General features: G+C 51.1%; 23 protein-coding genes. 10 read left to right on the top strand and 13 right to left on the bottom strand.

What is annotated here, in order from left to right; genetic code table 11:
• Window positions 1–7 precede the first annotated feature (7 nt).
• The 5 genes from DDY07_RS11210 to DDY07_RS11190 are packed head-to-tail and all read right to left on the bottom strand — an operon-like array spanning window position 8 to window position 4,178.
• A complete protein-coding gene (locus DDY07_RS11210) occupies window positions 8–487 on the bottom strand; it encodes a protein disulfide oxidoreductase (RefSeq protein WP_171695950.1) in 480 nt (159 codons plus the stop codon).
• Window positions 487–1,221: a M48 family metallopeptidase gene (locus tag DDY07_RS11205; protein ID WP_171695949.1), complete on the bottom strand. Its 735-nt coding sequence runs from the start codon at window positions 1,219–1,221 to the stop codon at window positions 487–489. Before DDY07_RS11205 ends, DDY07_RS11210 begins: the two co-directional genes overlap by 1 nt.
• Window positions 1,218–1,889 (bottom strand): transglutaminase-like cysteine peptidase, encoded by a 672-nt coding sequence (locus tag DDY07_RS11200; protein ID WP_367650870.1) that lies wholly within the window; start codon window positions 1,887–1,889, stop codon window positions 1,218–1,220. The genes DDY07_RS11205 and DDY07_RS11200 overlap by 4 nt, the downstream gene beginning before the upstream one ends.
• Entirely contained in the window at window positions 1,876–3,780 is a 1,905-nt protein-coding gene (locus tag DDY07_RS11195; RefSeq protein WP_171695948.1) for a LapD/MoxY N-terminal periplasmic domain-containing protein, read from the bottom strand. The genes DDY07_RS11200 and DDY07_RS11195 overlap by 14 nt, the downstream gene beginning before the upstream one ends.
• A 5-nt stretch (window positions 3,781–3,785) precedes the next feature.
• Window positions 3,786–4,178 (bottom strand): group II truncated hemoglobin, encoded by a 393-nt coding sequence (locus DDY07_RS11190; protein WP_033155379.1) that lies wholly within the window; start codon window positions 4,176–4,178, stop codon window positions 3,786–3,788.
• 126 nt (window positions 4,179–4,304) lie between these two features.
• Between DDY07_RS11190 and DDY07_RS11185 the strand changes: the two genes are divergently transcribed.
• Window positions 4,305–4,973 (top strand): Bax inhibitor-1/YccA family protein, encoded by a 669-nt coding sequence (locus DDY07_RS11185; RefSeq protein WP_171695947.1) that lies wholly within the window; start codon window positions 4,305–4,307, stop codon window positions 4,971–4,973.
• Between the two features lie 194 nt (window positions 4,974–5,167).
• Here DDY07_RS11185 and DDY07_RS11180 read toward each other — a convergent pair whose 3' ends face one another.
• Window positions 5,168–5,308, bottom strand: coding sequence for a hypothetical protein (locus tag DDY07_RS11180; RefSeq protein WP_155931185.1), 141 nt, complete (start codon window positions 5,306–5,308; stop codon window positions 5,168–5,170).
• Window positions 5,309–5,835: 527 nt separating this feature from the next.
• Here DDY07_RS11180 and DDY07_RS11175 point away from each other — a divergent pair.
• The gene (locus tag DDY07_RS11175; RefSeq protein ID WP_171694354.1) at window positions 5,836–6,801 is read left to right on the top strand and encodes an IS110 family transposase; all 966 of its coding nucleotides are present in this window, start codon (window positions 5,836–5,838) and stop codon (window positions 6,799–6,801) included.
• A gap of 79 nt (window positions 6,802–6,880) precedes the next feature.
• Window positions 6,881–7,447, top strand: coding sequence for a hypothetical protein (locus DDY07_RS11170; RefSeq protein ID WP_171695946.1), 567 nt, complete (start codon window positions 6,881–6,883; stop codon window positions 7,445–7,447).
• Window positions 7,448–7,775: 328 nt separating this feature from the next.
• Here the strand turns inward: DDY07_RS11170 and DDY07_RS11165 are convergent, their stop codons facing one another.
• Entirely contained in the window at window positions 7,776–9,155 is a 1,380-nt protein-coding gene (locus tag DDY07_RS11165) for an L-serine ammonia-lyase (RefSeq protein WP_171695945.1), read from the bottom strand.
• A 250-nt stretch (window positions 9,156–9,405) separates the two neighbouring features.
• Between DDY07_RS11165 and DDY07_RS11160 the strand changes: the two genes are divergently transcribed.
• Window positions 9,406–9,765 (top strand): hypothetical protein, encoded by a 360-nt coding sequence (locus DDY07_RS11160; protein ID WP_171695944.1) that lies wholly within the window; start codon window positions 9,406–9,408, stop codon window positions 9,763–9,765.
• 131 nt (window positions 9,766–9,896) lie between these two features.
• On the opposite strand, the gene glnA is transcribed toward DDY07_RS11160, so the two are convergent.
• Window positions 9,897–11,306, bottom strand: a complete 1,410-nt coding sequence (gene glnA, locus DDY07_RS11155) for a glutamate--ammonia ligase (protein ID WP_020485489.1) — start codon at window positions 11,304–11,306, stop codon at window positions 9,897–9,899.
• A 164-nt stretch (window positions 11,307–11,470) separates the two neighbouring features.
• Window positions 11,471–12,694, bottom strand: a complete 1,224-nt coding sequence (locus DDY07_RS11150; RefSeq protein ID WP_253734467.1) for a porin — start codon at window positions 12,692–12,694, stop codon at window positions 11,471–11,473.
• A 561-nt stretch (window positions 12,695–13,255) separates the two neighbouring features.
• On the opposite strand from DDY07_RS11150, the gene DDY07_RS11145 reads away from it, so the two are divergent.
• From DDY07_RS11145 to DDY07_RS11125, 5 genes are all read left to right on the top strand, one after another.
• Window positions 13,256–13,594, top strand: coding sequence for a P-II family nitrogen regulator (locus DDY07_RS11145; protein ID WP_020485491.1), 339 nt, complete (start codon window positions 13,256–13,258; stop codon window positions 13,592–13,594).
• Between the two features lie 73 nt (window positions 13,595–13,667).
• Window positions 13,668–15,020 carry an ammonium transporter gene (locus tag DDY07_RS11140; protein ID WP_367650915.1) on the top strand — a complete coding sequence of 451 codons (1,353 nt, stop codon included), beginning with the start codon at window positions 13,668–13,670 and terminating at the stop codon, window positions 15,018–15,020.
• A gap of 181 nt (window positions 15,021–15,201) precedes the next feature.
• Window positions 15,202–15,540 (top strand): P-II family nitrogen regulator, encoded by a 339-nt coding sequence (locus tag DDY07_RS11135; RefSeq protein WP_020485493.1) that lies wholly within the window; start codon window positions 15,202–15,204, stop codon window positions 15,538–15,540.
• Window positions 15,541–15,697: 157 nt separating this feature from the next.
• Window positions 15,698–16,966: an ammonium transporter gene (locus tag DDY07_RS11130; protein ID WP_101055171.1), complete on the top strand. Its 1,269-nt coding sequence runs from the start codon at window positions 15,698–15,700 to the stop codon at window positions 16,964–16,966.
• An 84-nt stretch (window positions 16,967–17,050) separates the two neighbouring features.
• Window positions 17,051–17,815 carry an inositol monophosphatase family protein gene (locus DDY07_RS11125; RefSeq protein ID WP_171695942.1) on the top strand — a complete coding sequence of 255 codons (765 nt, stop codon included), beginning with the start codon at window positions 17,051–17,053 and terminating at the stop codon, window positions 17,813–17,815.
• On the opposite strand, the gene DDY07_RS11120 is transcribed toward DDY07_RS11125, so the two are convergent.
• Window positions 17,794–19,008, bottom strand: a complete 1,215-nt coding sequence (locus DDY07_RS11120) for a glycosyltransferase (RefSeq protein ID WP_171695941.1) — start codon at window positions 19,006–19,008, stop codon at window positions 17,794–17,796. The two genes, DDY07_RS11125 and DDY07_RS11120, sit on opposite strands and share 22 nt — an antisense overlap.
• A 302-nt stretch (window positions 19,009–19,310) precedes the next feature.
• Between DDY07_RS11120 and DDY07_RS11115 the strand changes: the two genes are divergently transcribed.
• Entirely contained in the window at window positions 19,311–21,101 is a 1,791-nt protein-coding gene (locus tag DDY07_RS11115) for an autotransporter domain-containing protein (RefSeq protein ID WP_171695940.1), read from the top strand.
• A 72-nt stretch (window positions 21,102–21,173) separates the two neighbouring features.
• On the opposite strand, the gene rpe is transcribed toward DDY07_RS11115, so the two are convergent.
• From rpe to DDY07_RS11100, 3 genes are all read right to left on the bottom strand, one after another.
• A complete protein-coding gene (gene rpe, locus DDY07_RS11110) occupies window positions 21,174–21,845 on the bottom strand; it encodes a ribulose-phosphate 3-epimerase (RefSeq protein WP_033155369.1) in 672 nt (223 codons plus the stop codon).
• A 106-nt stretch (window positions 21,846–21,951) separates the two neighbouring features.
• Window positions 21,952–24,342, bottom strand: coding sequence for an EAL domain-containing protein (locus DDY07_RS11105; protein ID WP_171695939.1), 2,391 nt, complete (start codon window positions 24,340–24,342; stop codon window positions 21,952–21,954).
• A 20-nt stretch (window positions 24,343–24,362) separates the two neighbouring features.
• On the bottom strand, window positions 24,363–25,064 hold the full coding sequence (locus DDY07_RS11100; protein ID WP_033155367.1) for a response regulator: 702 nt from the start codon (window positions 25,062–25,064) through the stop codon (window positions 24,363–24,365).
• Between the last annotated feature and the right edge of the window lie 15 nt (window positions 25,065–25,079).

Raw genomic sequence — 25,079 nt, 5'->3', positions numbered from 1 at the left:
GATAAAATCAGCTCAATCCTGCCAGCCAAAGTCTAAAACGCATACCCCATTCCGACGTATAGCCTACTGTCGTAAAGACAATCTCGCCGGTGGCGTTAATAAAAAATACAGCCGGCACGCCTCTAATCCCATAGCGTTGACCGAGATTGCCGCTGTTGTCGTTCACAACCGGCCAGTTCAGTTGTTTGTCGTTTAGATAGTTTTGTAATTTGCTGTCGTCTCCGGAGCGCACCGCTACCGTCAAGCCCGGATAATCCCGCATTATGTTGCTGACGCTGCCCTGCATACTTCGGCATATCCCGCACCATTCCGCCCAGAAATACAACACAGCCGGTCCTTTATTTATGCGTGGCATGGGGTTTTCGCCGGTCAGCGTGGTTTGCACTATGGGTGGCGGGGTGCCGCTGACCAAATCCTGATGGACTAAAAATTGCCCCGCAAAGATAAACAGTGCCGCAAATATATAAAATCCCAACTTTTTCAGCATTACAAGCCTTGCATCACGCTGGCGCCGTGCTGTTTTAGCCAGAGCCGGCGTTGTTTAAAGTCGGGTAGGTGTTCGCCAACCAATTGCCAAAAAGCCGGAGAATGATTTTTGTGTTTGATGTGGCAAAGTTCGTGGACTACCACGTATTCCAAAACGGCGGCCGGAGCCAGCAGCAGTAGCCAATTCATATTGATGTCGTTTTGCGGACCGCAGCTGCCCCAGCGGCTTTTTTGGGTTTTGATGCGGATGCTGCGCGGAAACAGGGCAAAGTGCGGTGCGTGCAGATCGACCCATTGCTGGACATGCTGTTTGGCCTGGTTTTTCATCCAGCGGATCAAAGCTTGCTGGATCAGTGCGGAGTGTTGTTCATCGGCAATCCCAACCGGTAATTTCACCCAAAACATCTCGTCGTTCAGCAATTCGATGCGGACCGTTTTGGCTTTGCCGGTGGTGATTTTTAGCGGTAAGCGGCGGCCTTGGTACGGTATATGCGCGCCATCCCGATACTCGATTGGTGCTAGCTTGGGGGCGGCGGTTTGCACTCTGCCGGCGACGCGCTTTAGTGCGGCTTCTATCCAGTCTTTTTGGGCATGCACAAAATCCTGAATGTGCCGTTCGGACACTTTGAGCGGGGCTACCACTTCTATTTTGTCGGCGGTGACCACGATGCGGGTGTTTTTGGCCCGGCTGCTGCGGCGCAGCTTGTAAGGTAAGGAGGCGGTTTGCTTGTTCAAAAAGGTGATTCCAGCATTCTTAATTTAAGCTCGGTCCACATGCTTAAGCGGTCCGAACCGCCGACATGTTGCCCGGAGCCTTTGCTTTTGGCAAGCCATAAGCCGGTACCGTTAAAGCTGTATACGGGCTGCAAGTCGCTGCGCTGCGTAGCGGGGACTATGCTCGGCTTCAGATTATCCAGCACCAAGGGTACCGCGCGCGGCGAGTCGAAATAGGTTAATACCATGTGCGCCTGATTCAGTTCCAAAGCCTTGACGTAGGTAATCCGCAGTTTACTTTCATCGACGCCCATTTCTACCAAAGTAAAATATTTGGCGATTGAGTAATCTTCGCAATCGCCGGCGCCTTTAGCCAGAAACTCGGTAGGTGCCGCCCAGTAATCGGTTTTTTGCCACAGGATAATATCGTCAACAAACTCGACGTTACCGTTGAAAAAGTTATTCACCCGCTCCAATTTCTCTGCTTCAGGCCAGCTCTTGCCGTTCTCGATCAAACTTTGCCAGTCCACAAAACGTTGCTTGGCGGCCGCACCGTATTTTTTTTCGACTCTATCCAGCAGACTCTGATCGATTAACAGGCCGGCTGCCAGCACAATGCCGAAACACAGGCTGAAGGCGATAATAGCGATTTTGGCAGCGTTGAGTGCGCCCTTGTTAACGGCTGGCACCGACGATTCCTATCGCCTTTAAGCGGCGATAATCCTGATCCGATTGCACGTTTTCCGCCAAGATCGAAATATCCAGCAATGTGGAAATTTCTTGCATGGTTTGCACAAAAGCGTGTTTTTGCGAGGAACTGTCGATGCCGTTACCGATGTCGCGGGCCAGGCGAATAAAGTCGGGTTTCAGGCGTTTGACCAATTCCGCCGACATGGATTGGGTTTCGAAGCGTTTGATCATCACCCTGGCGCCCCAATGATGCACGGTTTCGATGAAGGCCTGATAGGCGTCTATATCCTTGACGACGGCATAAGCCGACAAACTGAACACCAGTTTTTTGGCTTCCGCCGGATTTTGTTTGATCAGTTTTTCCAACCAGAGCCGGAAATCGCTGTTTTTGATAGTGCGGGTCGATACGTTGACGGCGATGGCGTGCTCGATGTGATTGTGTTGAATATGATCTAGCGCGATGCGTATCACACCTTTATCCAGATCGACGATTTTGGCGAATTTTTCGGCAATCGAGATGAATGGACCGATGGCCACCAGGCCGCCCTGTTTATCGTGTACCTGAATGAAAGCCTCTTCCATCAACAGTTCGCCGCTACTGAATGCGGCGATCTGGCCAATATACCAAACCGAGTAACCGTCGTTATCGACGCAATCGAAGACCAAGTCCTTCCAGGTGGCAATATCACGCGCAAAATTATCGCCGGTGCGGATGAAATAACTGTTAGTGCCGATCAGATGCGCTTGTTCATAAGCTTCGTGGGCGGCTTCCAATAAAATTTCGGTGGTCAGCAGCGGATTGAAAGCAACCACGCCAATGTGGGCCAAATCGGTTTTTTGGTAACGTTCGCCTAATTCGGTTACTTCGTTGCTCAAGGTTTTCATCAACTCTTCCAATTGTTCCGAATTCCCAAGCTTCAGCACGAGTGCAAATTCGGCGCCGTAGAATCGATAAGCTTTGCCGGCTTGTGCTCCAGCCAGATCGGCGATTTTTCCCAGGATGGCGGCAAACGCTTGTAAGAATTGATCGATCACGTCGCTATCGCGCTCTTTGACCAGATCAACCAAACTATCGATTTTAATCAAAACCACAAAAGCATCGGCGTCTTCCAATGCCAAATTTTTCATGTCGGTTTCGAACACGGACTTTTTATACAGCCCGGTCAAGTCATCGCGTAACAGGCTGGCGCCCATTTGATCCAGCTTGCCATGCAACGCTGCTATCGTAGTTTTGATCTTATGCGACATGGTGTTCATTGATGCCGCCACGTTGCGCACTTCGCGGGTCCAGGGCAAGGCTTCGATGCTTTCGAAATGGCCGTCGCTGATCTGCTGAGCCAGTAAATCGATTCTACTTAGCGATGCCAGGGTGACGCGCAATAACAAGGCTAACAGGGCAATGGATAGTAAAAATGCCGCCAGGGAATAATAAAATCCGGATTTGGCTTGTTCATACAGTTTTAAATAGGCATAGCCGGAGTTGACTGTCACGTAGATCACGCCGCTCATGTTCCAGCCCGAGCTGATTTCGCTTTCGGCGGTGGCGGATGTCATGGGCAGCAGTTCGGTAAACCAGTCCGGCACGCCTTCTATGCGTTTGTCGCTGCTCAGGGCTACCAACTCTTTGTTGTCGGCGTCGACCAGCCTGATCTCCTTGTAATAACCCATATCAAAAATGGCGCTCATCATGGTTTTAATCACCGGGTCGCGGTTATCAACCATGTAAGGGCTAAGCGATAGACCCAGCGAGGTGGCCGTATCTTGGGCATGGTTTTTTGATTCGCCTTCCAGATAGTCCTTGATGTTGTTGACGCTCAATGCGAAATTGACACTGAAAATCATCAAAAACAGCGCCGATATCAGGATTAACAATTGTTTGGATAATGACATTTGGCTCAGCTTCCCGTGGCTTCTTGATTGATCATATGCGTCGCGAGTTGTTGTAAGGCGGTTCGGATGTTTTCGCGCAGGCGTGGGTCTGTCTCAATTTCGTCCAAAGCCTTGTTCATGCATAACATCCATTGATCGCGCTCCGATTCGCCAATTTGAAACGGAAAGTGTCTGGCGCGTAGCATGGGATGGCCGAATTCTTCGATAAACAAATTGGGGCCGCCCAGCCAGCCGGAGAAGAACTTAAATAATTTGTCTTTGGCGCTTGCCAAGCTGGGGGCATGCATGGCCCGGATGCCCTGGGCTTCCGGCAGAATATCCATGTAAAAGTAGAATCTGTCGACCAGGCTGCGCAACGCATTCTCGCCGCCGATTAACTCGTAGGGGGTGGGGCTCATGTCCTATTTAACCTCGTATGTGCAATTTCTTTAGGTATACTAGCAGACGGTACCGACAATGCCTTGAAACTCCAGGGCCGTTGCGCGGTCATAGCATTACTTGTAACTTTGAGAGGATAACTGATCATGCGTTTAAATACTGCAACTGCTCGTTCGGAAGCCGGCATACTGGCGACCAATAAGGTTTTAAAGAATACTTATTTATTGCTATCGATGACTTTGCTGTTCAGCGCCGCTATGGCTGCGGTAGCCATGACGCTGGATTTGCCGCATCCGGGCTTGATTATCACCATGGTAGGCTATTTCGGCCTGCTGTTTTTAACCACCCGTTTCAGTAACAGTGCTTTGGGCTTGGTGTTTGTGTTTGCATTGACCGGTTTCATGGGGATGACCTTGGGGCCGATTTTAAACATGTATATTCATGCGTTCAGCAACGGTCATGAACTGATTTTAACCGCACTGGGCGGTACCGGCGTGATTTTCCTTGGCTTGTCAGGCTATGCCTTGACCACCCGCAAGGATTTTAGTTTTATGGCCGGCTTCCTGATGGTGGGGGTTCTGGTAGCGTTCTTCGCGGGTTTGGCTGCGTTACTGTTCTCGGTGCCCGCGCTGTCGTTGGCGGTTTCCGCGATGTTCGTATTGTTGATGTCCGGTATGATTTTGTATCAAACCAGTGAAATCATCCACGGCGGCGAAACCAACTACATTTTAGCTACCGTGTCATTGTACGTGTCCATCTACAACCTGTTCACCAGCTTACTGCAACTGTTGGGCGTATTCGGTGGTAACGACTGATAATTCGGTCAAATACCTTATCACTTTGCGTGCTAGACAAAGCGGACTGTTAGAGCAACGTTGATAAAGAAAATGCCCCGTCGGGAAACTGGCGGGGCATTTTTTTTGAGTATGGGCATTAAAGCTGGGGGACGAGCGAAGGGCTGGTTTTCGCCTGTTACTTAACCCGTCCGCAAGGATGTATACGGGCCGCTTTAATGTTGTTCGGGGCTATACCAAGCTTCAGCTGCCATTTTGTACATTTCTTGAAAAATGACTTTCAATAATTGAAAAGCTGAAATAGCTATCAGTGCCCCGATAGTGACTCCGGCCATAGCGACAAGTGCAATTTTCATAATGCCTCCTCTTTTGATCGAATAAAGTGTGAACAGCGTCTAAAAAAATCCCGCTTCGGGCGCGATTTTCCTATGTTAAACAAGGATTTCAAGTGGTTTTTAAACGACATCTGTCGCGCGATTTTTCAATGTTACGTATCTTCAGAGACTTAACATTGGACCTTAATGTTGTTTGCTAAAAATTTTTTTTTCAGAGGCTATGACTCTAGCTGGCGGACGCTGATTTTTGAAAAACGTTTAAGCGGATATTATCGGATCGGACTTATACTCTGGTGCTGCGCTTAATAGACGCAAAAGGGACCTTGTATTATCCACCCGTGTTTTTCAGGAGATAATGAAATCTCGCAAAACATGCCTGAGGGGCACCTCAGGTTTGGGTCACTGGATGCCGTATCGGACCTTGGACTATTGAAGCCCGAGACGTAGACCCCTGCAGCAGTGACCCACCCTCGATCAACGATCGGACAGTCTCTTCGGCCCGGATTCCGGCAGCCTGCATTCACAAGGTAGATCATTTGAGGTTTTCAATGTCCCATTTTTATCTCGGTATCGATGTTTCAAAAGCCAAGCTGGATTGCTCATTACGCTTGTCCAACGGTAAGTTTCGCGCCAAAGTGGTTCCCAATTCGCTTGAAGGCTTTACAGCTTTGTTGACGTGGCTAAACGCCCAAAAAGCTGAATCCGTGCAGGTCTGCATGGAAGCGACCGGCATTTATTGGGAAGACGTTGCTCAGCATCTGGCAACCAACGGCTTAACTGTCAGCGTCGTCAATCCGGCACAAATCAAAGCTTATGGCGCTTCACGGCTCACCCGCAGCAAGACCGATACGGTCGATGCTAAACTCATTGCCGATTTCTGCGCCGAACGCAAACCATCCGCTTGGCAACCCCGTTGCGAGGCGGAAGTCACGTTACGCGCACTAGTGCTGCGCCTGGACGCCCTGCAAACCATGCGCACCCAAGAAAGCAACCGTTTGCAGGTGGCTCGCGAAGCGGTGCGCGAGGACATTCAGCAGCATCTGAATTGGCTGGATACCGCTATCCAACAATTGATCGACGCCATCAATGATCACATTGATCGCCATCCCGATCTCAAGCAACAGCGCGAATTACTCGACAGCATCCCCGGCATTGGCGAGCGCACCAGCGCTATTATCCTAGCGTTCTACGCCGATACCTCGCGCTTCGCCAATAGCCGACAAGCCGCAGCCTTTGCCGGACTCGATCCTAGGCAATACGAATCGGGTAGTAGTATTAAGGGCAAACCCAGACTCTCCAAAATAGGCCACTCGTTCTTGCGAAAAGCCATGTATATGCCAGCCATGGTCACATTGTATAAAACCGCCTGGGGGAAACAATTCAGGAACCGATTAGCCTGCGCCGGTAAGCCCAATAAACTCATTATCGGCGCCATGATGCGAAAATTGATTCATGTGGCGTTCGGCGTCTTAAAATCCGCCAAACCCTTCGATTCGGCTATTCATTTGGCTTGACTTGGATAACAGTATCTACTCATGCGGTATTTGACTTAAGCAAATAAGCTGGTTAACTACAAAAACGGGGGATAAAACGATGAACGATAAACTATTGCCAAAAATTGACGAGAACCTGGTGTCCAAAATCGTGGACATTTTCTATGCCGGCATGCTCGATGACTATCGTATCAACCGGTATTTTTACTCCAGGCCCATAGAAGAACAAACCAAACCGCTGAAGCAACTTGTTAATGCTTTGCTCAGCGCAGAGCCGGTCGAGCCTAAAAAACTTGCCGAATTGGCTGATGATTATTTTGCGGCGGCTTTTGCCAGAGGAAACGCCAAGCCCAGTTTGGTGAATAATCGAGACTTTGCGTTTTTGGAGATGTTCGTTACGGGCGATCTAGTCGGTAGCGACGAGAAACCCCATCTGACCCTGCTCTGTCCCGGACATTCCCATTTTTTAAGATTACAGCCCATTGACGATAACTACGATGTGGTGTTGGAACTGTTGCAAAACAGCCTCAATCAATTGCAAGTTCCGCAGGAAACGGCTGAGCAGATCATGGCATTCGCGGCTTCCGGCCGGGACGGTATTCTGGGCAGGGGCCAAGCTATTTATGATGATGGTGAAAAAACGACCGACTTCCGGACGCATGGCTAGTTTTATTGTTTACCCGGTCTTGTTTATTACGCTTATGCCGTTCAGGCTGTGCTCGTCGACGCCGGGGCTTGTGTGGCCTTCAATAGACTAAAGGCATTAAGGCGAACTGTAATTTGTAAGGATAGCGTGAATAGCGATTAAAGCGGGCGCCTAAAAGCTCGTCATTCCCTCATGCAGAAGGTTCTCAAAGCCGAGCCGCGCAGAAAATCTTATTCGCAGCGTACCATTTATGTGATTGGCTACCCGTTTCCATGCAGGGGCGACGCTCCGCTGGAGATTCTTGCGAAAGAGGGTATAAAAACAGCTTGAGATTGCGTTTAAGCCGTTGTCAGCATTCAATCAGATTCACCGCCAAACCGCCGCGTGAGGTTTCCTTGTATTTGGTTTTCATGTCGGCGCCGGTTTCGCGCATGGTTTTGATTACCTTGTCCAGCGATACAAAATGTTTGCCGTCGCCGCGCAGGGCAATGCGCGCCGCGTTGATAGCTTTTACCGACCCCATCGCGTTACGCTCGATGCAGGGCACCTGCACCAAACCGCCAACAGGGTCGCAGGTCAAGCCCAAGTTATGCTCCATGCCAATTTCGGCGGCATTTTCCACCTGCTCGGGCGTGCCGCCCAATACTTCGGCCAGTGCGCCGGCAGCCATAGAGCAAGCGACCCCGACTTCGCCCTGACAGCCGACTTCGGCGCCGGATAGCGAGGCGTTTTCTTTATACAGAATCGCTATTGCGGCGGCTGTCAGTAAGAAGCGAATCACCCCTTCTTCATTCGCGCCATCGCAAAAGCGCCAGTAATAATGTAATACCGCCGGGATAATGCCGGCAGCGCCGTTGGTGGGTGCGGTCACGACGCGCCCGCCGGAAGCATTTTCCTCGCTGACGGCAAGTGCAAATAAGTTTACCCATTCCATGGTTCCCACCGGCATGCTGGGAGTTTGCCGAGGAATTTCGCCGCTCAATTGCCGGTAGAGATTGGCCGCTCTGCGCCTGACTTTCATGCCGCCCGGCATAACCCCTTCTTCGTGCAAGCCGCGTTCGACGCAAGCTTGCATTACCTGCCAAATGTTCAATAATTTCTGGCGGATTTCCTCTTCACCCAGCCAGGCTTTTTCATTGCTCAGCATCAAATCGCTGATTGATTTGTTATGTGTCGCGCACAGTTTTAGTATCGCTGCACCAGTTTTGAAAGGATAGGGTAGGCGGGTGTCGTCATTGCTCAGCCTGTCCGCAGCAGCCGCAGCGTCGGTCACGACAAATCCGCCGCCTACCGAATAGTAATCGCTTTGCAGCAGTTCGGAGCCGTTTGCGCCGAATACACTAAAGCGCATGCCGTTGGAGTGATAAGGAAGTACTTTACGTTGAAACAGTAAATCGGCTTTCTCGTTGAACGCTACCGGGTAACGCTGCAATAGCCTAACTGCTCCGGATTCGCGGATTGCGGATAGCCGTTGTGGAATGATGGCGGGGTCAATCAAATCGGGTGCTTCGCCTTCCAGGCCAAGTAATACCGCTTTGTCGGTGCCATGGCCTTTACCTGTCGCACCAAGCGAACCGAATAATTCGATGCGCAGGCGTTGTACCTCATCAATAAAACCTCGCTGTTCCAGATTATTGACAAACGTCATTGCTGCCCGCATGGGCCCCACAGTATGAGAACTGGAAGGTCCGATACCGATTTTAAAAATATCGAAGACGCTGATAGCCATAATTGTCGCCTAAATAGTGCTAAGAAAAGTGTGTCTGGAATAAAGGAGTTGTGCCCCCTTCAGTTGCACAGCAATTAATGTGCCTCCGCTGCGAGATTATAAACAGCATCTCCAATCGAATGGGCAGGGGCATTCCAAGCTAGACTTATCGGTAAAGGTTGTGAGCGAAAACAAATTGGCTGTCGGTTTTTCCGGCGCACTTTGCGTTCGAGCTGCGAATGTCTTTCTTTTAAACCAATGGAATTAGGCCGTGAAAATACTATTTTTAATGGGCTTTAGCATATTCGCATTTTTACCGGTTTGTCAGGCGTTGGCCGAGCCAATGAAATGTGTGGTCGATGGAAAAACCTTGTATACCGATGATCAGGCGCGGTGTGCTAAAGGAGCCATCAAACCAATTAATGGCAGTGTAATAATTTCATCTTCCAAGGGCGTGCCGCGTGCCAATAATATTGCCAAGCCAGCGTTTGACGTGCCGTCCGGCCTTAATGGCATTCTTCAGCAATTTGGTATCACTGAAAAGGAGCTGGAGAATGGGTGGCAAACCGTGATGGAAGCCCATAAGCGCGGATCATGGAAGGCGCCTGAATTGCCGGAGGATGACAAATAGCTTGTTCTTCGACGCAGCTAAAAAGCGGCGCAGGTGTGTAGGGTGTACGCCAGTGCATAAAAAACCCCGCGAAGCCGAAAGCTTGCGGGGCTGTGGGATAGTGTGGGCCCGTTAAGAACGGGCTTAACTATTTATAGGCTGTAGTACATATCCAGCTCAACAGGGTGAGTGCTCATACGCAGACGAGTCACATCTTCTTGTTTCAATGCGATGTAGCCATCGATTACGTCGTCAGTGAATACGCCGCCACGAGTCAAGAATTCGCGGTCTGCATCCAGAGCCGCCAAGGCTTCGTCCAAAGAGAAAGCCACTTGTGGAATCGCTTTTTCTTCTTCTGGCGGCAAGTCGTACAAGTCTTTATCCATCGCTTCACCTGGGTGAATTTTGTTTTGGATACCGTCAAGACCGGCCATCAACATGGCAGAAAACGCCAAGTATGGGTTAGCGGTGGAGTCTGGGAAACGTACTTCGATACGGCGGCCTTTAGGGTTGGTGACGTAAGGAATACGGATAGACGCAGAGCGGTTACGTGCTGAGTAAGCCAGCATTACCGGAGCTTCGAAGCCAGGAACCAGACGTTTGTAGCTGTTAGTTGATGGGTTGGTAATTGCGTTCAATGCTTTGGCGTGTTTGATGATGCCGCCAATGTAGTACAGCGCGGTTTCTGACAAGCCGCCATACAGGTTGCCGGTGAACAGGTTGACGCCGCCTTTAGCCAAAGATTGGTGAACGTGCATGCCGCTGCCGTTGTCGCCAACCAGTGGTTTAGGCATGAAGGTTGCGGTTTTGCCGTAAGCGTGCGCGATGTTGGCAATCACGTATTTCAAGCCCAGTACTTCGTCGGCTTTTTTAACCAAAGTATTGAATTTAACACCGATTTCGCACTGACCGGCAGTTGCCACTTCGTGGTGGTGTACTTCAACGGTTTGGCCGATTTCTTCCAGAACCAGGCACATTGCAGAGCGCATGTCTTGGAATGAATCGACTGGCGGTACGGGGAAGTAACCACCTTTAACGCCTGGACGGTGACCGATGTTGCCGTTTTCGTAAACTTTTTCTGAGTTCCAGCCGGCTTCTTCTGAGTCGATTTGGTAGGAGCAGCCACCCATGCTGGTGTTCCAGCGGACGTCGTCAAAAATGAAGAATTCGTTTTCAGGACCGAAGAACGCGGTGTCGGCGATACCGGTAGATTGCAAATAGGCTTCAGCGCGTTTGGCTATAGAGCGTGGGTCACGAGCGTAACCTTGCATGTCTTTCGGTTCGATAATATCGCAACGCAAGATCAGGGTTTTGTCGTCGAAGAAAGGATCGATAACCGCGGTGCTGGGGTCCGGCATCAGAATCATGTCCGATTCGTTGATGTGTTTCCAGCCGGCGATGGACGAACCGTCAAACATGTTACCTTCTTCAAAGGTGTCTTCGTCGATGGTGTGCGCTGGGAAAGTAACGTGTTGTTCTTTACCGCGAGTGTCGCAGAAGCGGAAGTCGACAAATTTGACGTCGTTTTCTTGGATTAATTTCAGAACGTGATCAACAGACATTAGTGAGGGTCTCCGTAGGTTGTAGTTGTTTTGGTTGAGAAGCTTAAACGATTTAACAATATCATCAAACGTAGTAAAGAGCTATAACAAACAGAGCCTCCAAAGGGCTTTCAACGCAATGGAGGCGTACAGCTTTATAACGATGATTTACTTAGGCTACCAACTTAGAAAGTGATGACTACGTCCGCAGTAACCAAGAATTGGTTGTGGCGTGTACCGTTGTCGAACGCTTTAGCATTATCGGTAAAGTCGTAACGCAGGTTTGGACGCAAGTTCAACCATTTTGCCGGTTTGTAGCTCAAGCCGGCTGTAACGGCGTAATATCCGCTGGCTTCTTGAAACGGGACATAGTTAGCGCCGTAGTTGCTGCCACAAGCGAAGTTGTCGCCGACTGTGCCTGCCGCAGCATAGCAACGGCCAGGGCCGAGAACACGGATGCCGTTATGATCACGGAACCATTCTGCGCGCAGACCGGCTGAGACTTTGTCGTTGACGTCATAAATCAAATATTGGTTGATGCCATACCATTCGGCGTCTTCCCTGCCGTCTGGAAGTCCTGCAAGGCTTGCGTTCCCGGTCCAGATATTATTGGCAAAACCGTGATCGTGTTGAATGATGTAATGCAACTTGTCGGTGAAATTGTGCTTGCCGACGATGCTGTACATGGCCCATGTGTCTTTGCTGTTTTCGGAGCGTTCGCCAGCCGTTGATGTAATAGCCAGAGATGTGCCGGCGTCGTCGCTTGTCCAGGTTACCCCGCCCAACCAAGCCCAGTTGCCCAGGTCTCTGTCCCAGTTGCCGTCCCAGCCGCCCGAGTTGCTTCCGGTAACTGCACCGCCCATTACTGTCCAATTCGGATTGAATGCGTAGGTTGCTAGTATGCCGGTATGGGTAAATGGTTCGCCATATTGCATAGTGTAGGGTTTGGTGATGAAGAAGTTATCGGGAGCGGTAACTACTTCGTAACCGATTGGAGTATAAAAGTGCCCGGCTTTGACTGCGATACCATTACCGAATGGGAGGTTAAACTCGGCGTATGCTTGTGGTAATGCCAAGCCGTAGAAGCGTTCCCCATGTCCGCTCAAATTCAGATCCCAGTTGCCACGGTCACTGTCCGCTAGGGTGCCGGGGTCGAATCCGAATGAACCGTAAGCTTGTGTAAACGCGGCATCGGTACCGTACATCACATCGACGCGACCGCCGATGTCGAAAGAGTCGCCGTTCACATTGATAGCTTTTTGCAAATACAGATACAACTGGTTGAGTTGCAATTCACCGCTACGGTCGTTGAATGTCACTGGGCCGTTAAAACCGTCACCGTTGCTATTCATGTTGGCGCCGACGCTACTGTTCAGCCAGCCGCCAACCTTCAGATTATGATCGGTCATGAATTTCGATGCGTTTGGGTCAATCCCCGCGGCACCCAGTAGTCCGGATGCTTCTGTCCAGCTGTCCGCGCTAGCGGAGGCACTGCAAATCACCATTAACCCGGCTAAGCAAGCGCGGCTGTGTGATTTTGTTAACGTTGTGTTGTTTCTCATGGTGGTTATCCCCTTGGTTCAGTGACTACTGAAGATTCTATAGCAGTTTTTAGGCCATATTCGATTTATTAAAAATCAATAAGATAGGTGGTATATGTAGACTAGTTCATGATTCGCAATGGTGCAAATTCTTTTTGTTGCACCAAAGTAATGCAGTGTTGCTATGTTGCGACAACGCCCCGTTTATTCTTAAAGCAAACCACTGAAACTGGCAGATCAAGGCCTGTAGGGTGGTATTGAGTTGCAATGGTGCAATCCAAAAAGCGTTGCACTGATTTGGTGCGATTCTGTTGTGCTTTTAATGGATGTGTTTAATAAAGCTTTAAAAATCAGGGGAATAAATAGTGGCATGCATCATGCTTTGCTTGTTTCGGGAATTTATTAACTCAAGCAAAGAGGTGTTGAACTATGAAACTGATAACAGCGGTGGTTAAGCCGTTTAAGCTAGACGACGTGCGTGAGGCGTTGTCGGATATCGGTGTATCTGGCGTGACGGTTACTGAAGTAAAAGGCTTTGGTCGGCAAAAGGGCCATACGGAACTGTATCGTGGTGCCGAATATGTGGTCGATTTTTTACCCAAAGCAAAAATCGAGGTAGCGGTTGCGGATGCTTTGCTTGAGCAAGCCGTCGAAGCGATTGTGAAAGTAGCCAATACCGGAAAGATCGGCGATGGCAAAATTTTTGTAACCGATCTGGAGCAGGTGGTTCGGATTAGAACCGGCGAATCCGGCGAAGAAGCTCTTTAATATGAAGATGGGGAAACCAACAATGAAATATTTAACAGGCATGGCGCTGTTCGCGCTGTTTGGACTCTCGGGCATGGCGTTTGCGGAAGAAGTGGCGGCACCGGTCGTGCAAGCCACCGTTAACAAAGGCGATACCGCCTGGATGATAGTTGCCACCGTACTGGTTGCGTTAATGGTAATACCTGGCTTGGCCTTGTTCTACGGTGGTATGGTGCGTGCTAAAAACATGCTGTCTATCTTGATGCAGGTCTTTGTGATCTTTTCGTTGACGGCGATTATGTGGGCGACGTTCGGCTACAGCGTCGCGTTTACCGAGGGTAACGCTTTCTTCGGCGGTTTCAGCAAGGCATTTTTGAAGGGTATTACCCCGGATTCGATGGCGGCCACTTTCAGCAAAGGGGCTTATGTACCTGAATTTATTTATGTAGCGTTCCAGCTGACTTTCTCGGCCATCACGCCCGCGTTGATCATCGGCGCATTTGCCGAGCGGGTTAAATTTTCAGCGGTGCTGTTGTTTACCGTGATCTGGTTTAGTTTCTGCTACTTACCGATGGCGCATATGGTTTGGTACTGGGCAGGCCCTGATGCCTATACCGATGCGGCCGCTGCGGAAACTGCCGGTGCGACTGCGGGCTTTTTATTCCAAAAAGGCGCCTTGGATTTTGCCGGCGGCACGGTGGTACATATCAACGCAGGTATCGCCGGCTTGGTCGGTTGCTTAATGATAGGCAAGCGTATTGGTTATGGTAAAGAATTTATCGCGCCGCACAGCGTGACGATGAACATGATAGGCGCATCCTTGTTATGGATAGGCTGGTTTGGCTTCAACGCTGGCTCCAACCTGGAAGCCAACGGTCTGGCGGCATTGGTTTTCGTCAACACATTGTTGGCGGCAGCGGCGGCAACTCTGGCCTGGATGGGTGCGGAATGGGCTGTGCGTGGTAAACCTAGCATGCTGGGCGCTACCTCAGGCGCGGTGGCCGGTTTAGTTGCGATTACGCCTGCTTGCGGCTGGTCAGGCCCGATGGGAGCTATCGGTTTGGGCTTAGTAGTCGGTGCAGTATGCTTCTGGTCGGTAACCTTTTTGAAACACGCGATGAGTTACGACGATTCGCTGGATGCGTTTGGTGTGCACGGGGTGGGCGGTATTATCGGCGCCTTGGGTACTGCTGTGGTTGCCAGCCCTGATTTGGGTGGTACCGGCGTCTGGGATTACGTCACCAACGCAACCTTGCCTGACTACAGCGTGCTTACCCAGCTTGCCAGCCAAGCTTGGGGTGTAGGCATCGCCATCGTTTGGTCCGGCGTGGTGTCCTTCATTGCCTTCAAAATTGCCGATGTGGCTCTTGGTCTGCGGGTTAGCGAAGCGACCGAGCGCGAAGGTCTGGATGTCACCGAGCATGGCGAAACCGCTTATCACGTTTAGGGTTGAAAGCTGCGGTTAACGCGAAAAGAAACGGGTGGTCGGCGATGGCTGCCCGTTTTTGTTATCATGAAGCACTACTTTGGTGCTTTTGCTCGGGTAAATTGTAGGTTCTACCGGAATTATTTATTATGGTGGCAACAGTGACGAAACAGCTTTTTAATTATTCGAATTTGGGGATAGCATGAAATTAATTACAGCGATTATCAAACCATTCAAGCTGGACGACGTCAGGGAAGCCTTGTCCGAGATCGGGGTGGCGGGTGTAACGGCAACCGAAGTAAAAGGCTTTGGCAGGCAAAAAGGCCATACCGAGTTATATCGCGGCGCCGAATACGTGGTGGATTTTCTGCCTAAGGTCAAGCTGGAAATCGCCGTGGCGGAACACGTTGTCGACCAAGCCGTGGAAACCATCGTCAAAGCCGCAAACACCGGCAAAATTGGTGACGGTAAGATTTTTGTGACCAACCTGGAACAGATTATCCGTATCAGAACCGGCGAGACCGGAGAAGACGCTATCTAAGTCTTCAACAAAAAATAAAAAGCAGTAGAACATCAAAAATCGCCCTGGTCTGCGCGAAATTCGCAGACCAGGGCGATTTTGTTGTTTATAGACCGCTTAAAAATAACAACACACCATCATCTAGTGAAAGACAATGACAACAATAAAAAGAACGCTGATGCTAATGGCATACAGCTTGATGTTGCCGCAGCAGGCTTGGGCCGAAGGCATTAACCAAGCCAACACCGCTTGGGTTTTAACCTCCACCGCGCTGGTTTTATTCATGACCATTCCTGGCCTGTCGCTGTTTTATGGCGGTTTGGTCAGAAGCAAGAACGTGCTGTCGGTATTGATGCAATGTTTTGCGATTACCTGTCTGGTATCGCTACTGTGGCTGGCCGGTGTATACAGCTTCGTATTTGCCGATGGCGGCAGCTGGCAGCCGTTTTTGGGGAGCGGCAGCAAGATTTTTCTGCCGGACATGAACACGCAAACTTTGATCGGCGATATTCCGGAAACCGTGTTTTTCATGTTTCAAATGACTTTTGCGATTATTACCCCGGCCTTGATCGTTGGCGCGTTTGCCGAACGGATGAAGTTTTCAGCCATGCTGTGGTTTAGCGGACTTTGGCTGATTGTGGTGTATATGCCGATTTGCCATTGGATATGGGGCAACGGCTGGCTGGCGGCGATGGGTGCGAAGGACTTCGCCGGCGGGATTGTGATTCACGTCAACGCCGGGGTGGCATCTCTGGTGGCGGCATTAGTGTTGGGGCGCCGTAAAGGCTTTCCCACGGTGGCGATGCCGCCGCACAATATGACCATGGTCGTGACCGGTGCCGGGATGCTTTGGTTCGGCTGGTTCGGCTTCAACGGTGGTAGCGCGTTAAAAGCCGACGGCAGTGCCGGGATGGCGATTGCCGTGACGCATATCGCCGCGGCCGCCGGTGCTTTAACCTGGATGACCATTGAATGGCTGCGTTTTAGTAAGCCCAGTGTTTTAGGTATCGTCACCGGGATGGTCGCCGGCTTGGGCACCATTACGCCGGCCTCTGGATTTGTCGGGCCCATGGGTGGTTTGGTTATTGGTATTGTGGCTGGCGCCGTGTGTTTTTACGCCACGCAATTCGTCAAACGCCGTTTGAAAATCGACGATTCCTTGGACGTGTTTCCGGTACATGGCGTCGGCGGCTGCGTCGGTTCGATTTTAACCGGCGTGTTTGCTGCTGAAAGTTTCGGCGGCTTGGGATTGAACGGCGTGACTATTGCCGAGCAAGTCGGCGTGCAAACGCTTGCGGTTTTAGTGACGGCGGCCTGGAGCGCTTTGTTCAGCTATGTTTTATTGAAACTCATCGGCGTGTTCATCGGTTTGCGCGTCAGCGAAGACGAAGAGCAGCAAGGTCTGGATATTGTGTTGCACGAAGAAACCGGCTATCACAATCTGTAACCATTAACGGTTAGAATTTAAGCTTTTCATAGCGGGCAGGGCGGATCGCCGCCTTGCCCGCATCCCTACAAAATCAGGAAAATCATGCCCATCACTCTTGAAGCTTTAGAAACCATCGTCCGCGCGGCCGGCGATGTGGCGATGCGATATTTCAACGATCTGGACTCTCTGGCGATTAACAAAAAAAGCGCTCGCGACTTGGTCACCGATGCCGATGTCGCAGTGGAAAATTATCTGAAACAAGCGCTCAGCGAGCATTGTCCGGAGTACGGTTTTTGGGGGGAGGAAAGCGGCCAAACCGCCAACCAAACCAGCCGCTGGATCGTCGATCCGATCGATGGCACTCATTCATTTTCGAAAGGCCAATATTTTTGGGGCATCAGCGTAGCCTTGGAAATCGACGGTGAATTGATGATGGGCGCGGTTTACGGCCCGGCCTTGGACGATTATTACTGCGCGGAAAAAGGCAAGGGCGCCTGGAAAAACGGCAAGCCTATCCGGGTCTCGGATGAAACCAATCTGGCCAGCAGCATGGTATCTACCGGTTTTGCCTGCCTGCGCCAGTATTTGGAAGATAATAACCTGCCGCGTTTCAATCGCATCGCCCAGGCTACCACCGGCCAACGGCGCTTGGGTTCGGCGGCATTGGATTTATGCACGGTTGCGGATGGCCAGGTCGATGCTTTTTGGGAACAAGAACTCAATCTGTATGACATTGCCGCGGGCGTGTTGATAGCCAAAGAAGCCGGCGCAACCATCACCGATTTTAAAGGCAATCCTGGTGTGTTTCCAAAACAGGTGTTTGCGACTAACGGCAAAATTCTCGATCAGCTATTGCCTTTGATGTAAGCGTCTTTCATCAACATCTCGCAGCGTTTGGCAATATCGCTAGCTTGTTGTGCGGACGAGAAGCCGGCGTATTTATCCGCAAACTGTTGGGCGGTCTGTGTGTGTTTCGAATGGCGTAATAGCTCAGTTACGGCTGTTTTGTAGTTGGGATTTTTGCTTTCCGCGGCGATGTAAGTGCCCGCGCCGAGAGTAGCGAGGTTTTGAGCGCTGATCAGTTGTTCCAGCTGAAATGGCAATGCCAGCAAGGGTTTGCCGGACAGCAAAAATGCCGACAATGTCGCCATACCGCCATGGCAAATAGCCAAATCGCATTGTTTGGCAGCAGCCGAGATGATTACCGGCTGTGGAGTAATGTGTAGATTGGCGCTGCTGTTTTTTTCTATAAATGCGGGCGTTGTGCCGGGTATGTGTGCCAATATCGACCAGGGTAACGCGCGCAACTGTTTTAGCAACACTTCCAGGCCGGGATATTCCGGGTGCAAATAGACAAATAATTTTTCGGCTCCGACGCTCGGCCAGATCGGCTCCATGCCGTCCGTCTGCAAAATGGTGGGTCCCCAATATTTTGCGTTACGGTATTGCCGATAATGATCCAGCTCCGGAAACGTGCAGATAAAATCTTCCGTAAACTCTAACAAGTCCGCCAAAATCCTTAATGGTGGTGCATTCAAACGCTCTAAAACCGAGTTAGTCGTGTTTAACACTTGGCTTTCGATAATGTTTAAGGCCTTATCGCTAACGCGCAACCAGGGGCGAATATTGGGCATCGGACTGATGCGCGGCGGCGAAAAAAAGCCGGTGCCGAACCCCGCTCGAGGCGTGTCAAATTTGCGGGCAGCCAGTAACGCGGTCGGTGCGTGGTCGCATACGATCAAGTCAGGACTTACATGGCGATAAAGGGATTGCCAGGCTTTTGCTCGGGTTAACAGACCGGTTTTATCGGTAAAGCCGGCGTTTTGTAGAATTCCCGGATAACTGGAGGCTGGCGCTTGCGGACGACTGTCCGGCCAGCGTATCGGGGCTTGTAGGTAACAAAAGTGATCGGCAGCTAACCAAGTGTCGGCGTATTCCAAATCTTTAAGCGCGAATACGACCTCGTGCCCGCGACTTTTAAGTTGTCGGGCTATGGGCAGAAATGCGGCGGTGTGGCCGTAGCCGCCCCCTAATTCCCAGCAATACAGGACTCTAGCCATGGCAGTGGATTTGCTTTACAAAAGGTTGAAGTTGGAGTTTGTCTACAGCGTTTAGCAATAACTTTTGTTGAAACAACTGGTTTAAGAATTTATGCGCTAGCATTTATCTATGTTCATGATGGCAGTCAATAATAGAATTCAGACTGTTTGCTAATGATTTGGAATCATCGATAGTATTCAGTGCCATAATTAGCATACAAGGTTTTTATTCTTTAATTACGCTGTATCTAACCTGCTAAATTCTCATGATCCTACCTATATTACATTCAGAAAAGTTATCAGGTTTATGCGGAGTAACGGCAATGCCGCCGATGTCTTCGCGCCAGTGCTTAAACCGGGCAATTCGACCCCTTGCATTGAGTTCCAAGGAAGTATTGCTGGCAGCGGCGGCCGCTTTATCTTTCGCGCCATTTTCAGTACAAGCTTGGACTCTGGATTTTTCTTCCAGGTCCTATAACTTTAACGAAGCGGATGGTATTGTCCAGGCTAACGTTAGTCTGGCTAGCAGCTCGGGTGATTATGGCGGCTGCACCATAAGCGGCGATGTCGTCGCTGCCGGCGGCAGTGCAACCGCAGGCAGTGACTACAATATTTCGAGCGGCACCTTTTCTTTCAGTGTTCCCTTTTTGTTTGGCGGGTCTCATGCCGATAGTGCGCCGGTATCCATCAATATTATCGATGATGCATTGGTAGAAAGCACTGAAACTGTGACCTTATCTCTTCAGAATGTAACGCCAAGCTGTACCGGTGATTCGGTGTCGGCGGGCGCGTCAGCAGTCGCCAGCATCGCGGACAACGACGTCGCTCCGCCCCCCACCACGCCAACGACGCCCACTACGCCCACTACGCCAATAACCTCGACGCCCAACTTAACCGCCGATCCGACCTTTACCCCTAATCAGCAAGCAATTTACGAAGGTTTAACCAGTGCTTGCTCGGGAGCTGGCGGCGATTTATTGGCCCGCTGCAATGAAATAAACAACGCCGACCTGAATGCGGTGATTCCGGATGCGGTGGCGGCGCAAGGTGCGGCGGCTGTAGATTTTGGTTACAAGCAATTTTCCGTGGTGCATGGCCGCATCGTTAATCTGCGCAACTCCCAACAGCAAAGCGCCTCCTTACTGGGTTATTCCACCATTAATGTCAACGGCGAAACCATACCGGTCGGCAAGGCTTTGATGACAGCACTAGGCCCCGCTCGGGGCGGGGCGGCTGGGGATGATCCAAACGAACAGCCGTTTCGCGATAGCCCGTTAGGTTTCTTTCTGAAAGGTCAATTCAACGTCGGCGAAAAAGCCAATACCGGCAGCGAACGGGGCTTCAAAGCCGACAGAAAGGCGGTTACCTTCGGTCTGGATTACAGTGTTATGGATGAATTGGTGTTGGGTGCGGCCTTCGGTTACGGCTCTACCGATACCAATTACAATTTAAACAGCGGCAGTATGTCGACCGATGCGTACGAGTTTTCGTCGTATGGCAGTTATTTCCTGCCGCAGTCATTTTATATCGACTGGATTATGAGCTATGCGCTGCATTCCTTCGATATCAATCGGCGCATCCAATATACCGGATTCGATAATACGGCTACCAGTAGCGCTAATGGCGACCAGTACGGCTTTAGTTTGGGGTTTGGTAAAGATTTTGCGCTGCAAAGTTTTGTGATTAATCCCTATGTGAGGCTGGATTACAGCAAAACCGAAGTGGATAGCTATCAGGAAAGCGGCGGTGGTGGTTTAGCCATGGAGTTTGCCGGCCAATCTATCGATTCGGCGACATCGACTATCGGCGGTCAAGCCAGTAACGCGATCAGTACCTCTTGGGGTGTGTTGTCACCCGGCGTGCGTTTCGAATGGGTGCATCAGTATCTGGACGAAAGCCGTTTGATTCAGGCGCGCTTTAGTCAGGCGGCTGCCGGTGCCGGCAGATTCAGCGTAAAAACCGATACGCCGGATCGCGACTATTTCAATATCGGTACGTCGTTGGCATTGAGTTTGCCGGAAGGTCGGGCGGGCTTTTTACGATACGAATACCGCTTAGGGCAGGCCTATATTACCGATCACACTATCGAGTTGGGAGCGAGAATTCCGTTTTAAGGAATTTGCAGCGAATGCTTTGGGGAAGTGACCGCTGCGGGACATCCCGCAGCGGCTGTCTTTAGTTCAGACTTATTTGGCTGCGGCTAATTCCGCGCGCATGTCGTCGATGACTTTTTTATAATCCGGTTTGCCGAAAATAGCCGAGCCTGCAACGAAGGTGTCCGCACCGGCTTCCTTGATTTCACGAATATTAGCCACGTTTACGCCGCCGTCGATTTCCAGGCGGATATCCAAACCGCTGTCGTCGATAATTTTTCTGGCTTGGCGCAATTTATCCAGCGCGGATGGAATGAAAGATTGGCCACCGAATCCGGGGTTGACCGACATCAGCAAAATCATATCGACTTTGTCGAGTACGTGCTCCAGGTAATGCAACGGGGTGCCTGGGTTGAATACCAGACCGGATTTGCAACCCAAGTCTCTGATCATTTGCAGTGAACGGTCAATGTGTCTGGAGGCTTCGGGGTGGAAAGTAATGTAGCTGGCGCCGGCTTTAGCGAAATCCGGGATGATGCGGTCTACCGGTTCCACCATCAAATGGACGTCAATTGGGGCGGTAACGCCATGCTTGCGTAGCGCTTCGCAAACCAAGGGACCGATAGTCAGATTGGGCACAAAATGGTTGTCCATCACATCGAAATGCACAATGTCTGCGCCCGCATTTAAGACATTAACAACTTCTTCGCCCAAGCGTGCGAAGTCTGCGGAGAGTATGGAAGGTGCAATCAGATTGTCAGCCATCTTTTGATCCTTTTGGTGAGGTTAAAAAACCGGCATTATAACTTTTTTCCGGCGTTTGGCTAAAACAGTGGATTGATTGCACACTTTAGGGCTGCCGGCGCCTGTTTCAAGCCGACATCACGGGCTCAATATTTTTGTTAAGAGCGTAGTCGGTCAGAAACTTTTCGAATTCCGCTATCGGTAGCGGTTTGCTGACCAGATAACCTTGGTAAAGATCGCATTGCCGGCTTTTCAGAAAAGCCAGTTGCTCGGCGGTTTCCACGCCTTCCGCTACCACGCGCATGCGTAGCGTCTTAGCCATGGCGATAATCGTCGCGGTGATTTCCATATCGTCAGTGTGTTTGGGGATGTCTTCAATAAAACTTTTATCGATCTTTAAGACATCCAGCGGAAAGAGTTTCAAATAAGCCAGCGACGAATAACCGGTGCCGAAATCATCAATGGCCAGATGCACACCCAACCCGTGCAGCTTGTGTAAAATTTCGATAGCTTCTTTTTCCCGTTTCATCAACGCGCTTTCAGTGAGTTCGAGTTCCAGGCACTCGGCCGGAAAACCGGTCTCTGCCAAAATCCTGGCGACCACATCGCTAATATCACTATGCAAAAACTGTTGCGGCGATAGGTTAACCGCCAGACGCAAGGCTGGAAAACCTGCTTGCCGCCAGCGCTGGCCGTGGTGACAGGTTTCTCTCAACACCCAATTGCCGATACTGGTAATCAGACCGGTTTCCTCGGCAATCGGGATGAAGCGTAGCGGCGGTATCAGTTCGCCGCTGGCAGTCTGCCAGCGGACCAAGGCTTCGGCGCCGATAATTGCGCCATTCTCGATGCAAATTTGCGGTTGGAAAAACACCCGCAATTCGCCTTGCTCGATAGCTTGGCGCAGGCGGATTTCTATATCGATACGTTCCCGCGCGGCGCGGGTCAAATCTTCCGAGAAATATTTGAAGCGGTTACGGCCCTCATTTTTGGCTTGATACAAGGCCGTATCGGCTTGTTGGATCAACTCGTCCGGCGAAGCGCCGTGTTCGGGAAACATGGCGATGCCGACGCTGACACCGATGCGTACTTCATGGCCGCTGGGTAGTTGCCAAGTTTGGTTCAAGGCATTGATGATTTGCGTGGCCACATGAGCGACGGTTTCAGGTTGGTTGACTTCCTCCAGCAACACCACGAATTCGTCACCGCCGAGCCGGCAAATGGTGTCGCTGGTACGCAGCCGGGTAGTCAGGCGTTCGGCGACCATTTGCAGCAAATCGTCGCCGGCCAAATGGCCGAAGCTATCGTTAACGTCCTTGAAGCGGTCCAAATCCAGCATCAACACTGCCATCTTGTTGGCCTGACGGCGGGCTTTTTCGATGTTGTGTTGCAGGCGCGACAGGAACAGCATGCGGTTGGGCAATTTTGTCAGCGGGTCGTGGTGGGCCAGGAATTCCAGTTCCATTTCCGAAGCCTTCAGCTTGGAAATGTCGGCAAACACACCCACGTAGTGGCTGATCTCGCCTTTGCCGTCGCGCACGGTGCTGATGCTCAACAATTCCGGATACACCTCGCCGGACTTGCGGCGATTCCAGATTTCGCCTTGCCAATGATCCGTAGTGGCAATATTGGCCCACATTTCCCGGTAAAAATCGGCGTTGTGGCGGCCGGAACTTAAGATGCTGGGGCTATGACCGATCACATCCCGATTATCGTAACCGGTGATGTTGCTAAAGGCCTTGTTGACCATCGTGATTCGGCGTTGGGCGTCGGTAATCATCACGCCCTCTCGGGTGCTTTCAAATACGGCGGCGGCTTGTCCCAAGCGCTCTTCGTTGGCTTTGATGTCGGAAATATCGGTAATGGTGCCGACGTAACCGCACAATCCGCCCGTTTCGTCCAGTTCCGGTTCGGCGCGGCCCACCACCCAGCGCACACTGCCGTCCGCCAGTTGAAAACGGTATTGCATATTGAAGGGCTGCAAGGCGGATACGCAACGCTGCCATTCGGCAATCACCGCATCGCGGTCTTCGGCAAGCAAACCGGCTATCCAGCCGTCACCGTGCGAATCGATAAAATGCAAGCCGGTGATTTCGCACCAGCGATGGTTGACGTAATCGCACTCACCTTTTTCGTTGGTGCGAAAAATACCGACCGGGGCAATCTTCGATAGCGTATGAAAAAGTAGCTCGCTTTCCTGCAACGCGATTTCCGCTTGCTTACGGGCCGTGATGTCGCGCAGTCCGATGACATAGGCCGGCGCGCCTTCCCATTCCAGCGGCGTGGAGCGCAGTTCGGCCCAGGCTATGCCGCTGGGGCGAATCAGGTTGATGTCTTGAAATTGAATTTTGTCGGCGGAAATCGGAATTGCCAGGGAATGGCCGATCAGGCTGCCGCGTTCCAGCAATTGTTCTGCGGCTTGATTGGCATAAATAACGCTGCCTTGCGGGTCGACCACCATTACGCCGTCGGTAATGGTGTCCAGGATCAGATTGAGTTGTTTGAGTGTTTGTGGCATTTAGGGGTTACGACCGGGCATCAAACGATCACTGTCTGCACACCTGTACCAACATTTTGGGTAGTGATGGCCGCCATCACCGACGACATTCGCGAAAGATCGCCTAGCAGTTTCAACACCGGTTCCGGCAGGTCGCGCACCAGCATCGGCGTGGCAAAGATTTCTTTTTCCAGTGCCTTTTCCGGCATGCCCAATACTTCGACTACGTCGAATACCCAATGGCCGGGTTCGTATATGCCGGCCAGCACCGCGCTGATTTGCTCCACCAGCCTGCGGGTTTCCGGATTCAGCGACACCACGTATAAGGTCAAAACCAGCTTATGGTGGTTGGCCCGGCGTTCTTCGTGAACTTTGGCGATATGCACCACTTGGGCGATATTGCGGATTTGCGACGCCGACAAGGGTTTGCTGGCCAGCTCGAATTGCAAGCCTTCTTCATGGGCGTCTTTCAGTTGATCCATGAATTCGGCGGCAAAGGCCGTGACGATATAGACATTCAAGCTGGTGTCCAATGCCTTCAGGCGGCGTAAGGTCTCCACGCCGTCTATGCCGGGCATGCGTAAGTCCAGAAATATCAAGTCGGGACGATCGGCTTCCACCATGGCGATACCTTGTAGACCGTTCTCGGCTTCGCGCACGCGATAGCCTTCTTCTTCCAGAATCAGCTTGAAGGCGCCGCGTACCGCCGGGTCGTCGTCAATCACCAGAATGTTGTTTACCATCGCCTGTGTCTCTAT

The sequence above is a fragment of the Methylomonas sp. ZR1 genome (genome assembly GCF_013141865.1).
In the GTDB taxonomy this organism is placed as follows: Bacteria; Pseudomonadota; Gammaproteobacteria; order Methylococcales; family Methylomonadaceae; genus Methylomonas.
This window is presented reverse-complemented; position numbering and strand designations above follow the sequence as displayed.